Genomic DNA, 2,099 nt, shown 5'->3' with positions numbered 1-2,099 from the left:
TCAGGCTGCCGGAACGGTTTCGGCGCCGGTGAAGGCGAGATCCGAAACCTCACCGGTTGAGGAATAGCCGGAAACAAGCTCTGCCAAGGTCGCGCGTGCCGCGACCATATCGTTTCGATCCAATGCCGCGTTGAGTAAGCTGAGCTTCTTGGAAAGCTCCGGCCAGAACAGGAAATCCTCGCGTGCCTTCATAATCCGGGGATGTTCGGTTGTCTCAGGGTTATCCCCGATCAACAATTCTTCATAAAGCTTCTCGCCGGGCCTCAGGCCGGTCACGGAAAGCTCGATGTCCCCTTCGGGATTATCTTCGTCGCGGACGGTCAATCCCGAAAGCTCGACCATCTTGCGGGCGAGGTCTGCGATGCGGACGGGCTCGCCCATGTCGAGCAGGAAAACATCCCCACCCTCGGCCATGGCGCCCGCCTGAATGACCAGTTGCGAGGCCTCCGAAATGGTCATGAAGTAGCGGGTGATTTTCGGGTGGGTCAGGGTAACCGGCCCGCCTTCCTTGATCTGCTGCCGGAACAGCGGCACGACGGATCCGGAGGAACCGAGCACGTTTCCGAAGCGGACCATGGAGAAATTCGTGCGCACTCTGTCAACGGCCGGTTCTGCGGCAAGCGCTTGCAGAACCATCTCCGCCAGCCTCTTGCTGGCGCCCATCACATTCGTCGGACGCACGGCTTTGTCGGTGCTGATCAGCACAAAATTCAAGACGCCGCATTTGTTCGCCGCGCGTGCGGTGATCAGCGTCCCCATGACGTTGTTCTTGATGCCCTCCACGGCATTATGTTCGACGAGAGGCACATGCTTGTAAGCGGCGGCATGATAGAGCGTCTGAGGCCGCCAGCTCTGCATAATATGTTCCATGCGGTCATGGTCGCGGACGGAACAAAGGATCGGAACGATCTGCAAGCTTTCCTGCTGGTAAAGTTCGGCCAGCTTTAGCAATTCGGCGTGAATATTATAAAGCGAAAACTCGTTCTGATCGATGAGGATGAGGGTCGAAGGCGCATTGCGCAGAATCTGGCGACAGAGTTCACCGCCGATGGAACCGCCGGCGCCTGTCACCATCACCACCTTTTTGCGCATTGCCTTGTCGAGCAATTCCTGCCGCGGCGCCACCGCCTCCCTGCCCAGCAGGTCTTCGATCTCCAGCTCACGAATGTCGGAAACCGCGATACGGCCCTGAGCAAGCGCCGTGAGATCCGGCAATGTCCGAACATTCACCCTGGCTTTGCGGATGTGCTCGAGGATTTCATTGCGCCGCTGCCGCGATGCGGATGGAAGAGCAAGAAGCACGTTGTGCACGCCAAGAGCTTCGGCGAGCACCGGCAGATCGGACGGGTCGTAGATCGGCAAGCCGCCCATGATGCCGCCCTTAAGACGCGGATCATCATCGAGGTAGCCGACGACATTGAGTTCGGCGCTGTTCGTCAGAGCACCGGCGAGTTGTCGGCCGGCATTCCCTGCCCCGTAGATCAGCACCTTGGCGAGCGTATTCTGGTGCAGGATACGCTGATAGGTATCGCCGAGCCAATAGCGGATACTCAGTCGCGACAGTCCGATCGCAATCAGCAGCAGGAAGGGCTGGAGAATACCGACGGTTCTCGGAACGCCCGGGACGCTGAGTGCCGTAAATATCGTCATGAAGGCGACGCCGTAGATCGCAATCGCCTTTAGAACCGCGATGAAAGCGGCCATGTTGGCATAACGAAAGATCGCCCGATACATGCCCATGACGATGAAGATCGGAAGGGCCATGCACAAGGAAACGAAGACCGGCAGCCACTGCACGCCGGTCAGCACCGTCCATTCGTTCAAGCGGAAGCAATAGGCCAGCCAGATCGTCAGGACGCAAAGACTGGAATCCACCAGCAAGGCGAGCGCGCGTTTGGCGGCACGTGGCATCGCCAGCAGAGGGGCGACGAGCGCCTGCATCGGCACCAAGAACCATGCTGAGCGTGGCGTCTCAGTGGGGGTATTTTCAGGCATTGCTTCCCAGCGTCTCGTAGATCAATCAGACAATCACCTTCTTGTCATTTTCTACAACGAGCGCAACTGAAATAATCGGAAATCAAGGCCTTCCGCACCGCTTA

The 2,099-nt window shown here is 58.3% G+C and carries 1 protein-coding gene; it reads right to left on the bottom strand.

All coding sequences use genetic code 11. The features are described from left to right. Entirely contained in the window at nt 1–1,995 is a 1,995-nt protein-coding gene (locus EFR00_RS32705; protein WP_040112827.1) for a polysaccharide biosynthesis protein, read from the bottom strand. Nucleotides 1,996–2,099: the final 104 nt, after the last annotated feature.

Source organism: Rhizobium sophoriradicis (assembly GCF_003939025.1).
Taxonomy (GTDB): Bacteria; Pseudomonadota; Alphaproteobacteria; order Rhizobiales; family Rhizobiaceae; genus Rhizobium; species Rhizobium sophoriradicis.
This window is presented reverse-complemented; position numbering and strand designations above follow the sequence as displayed.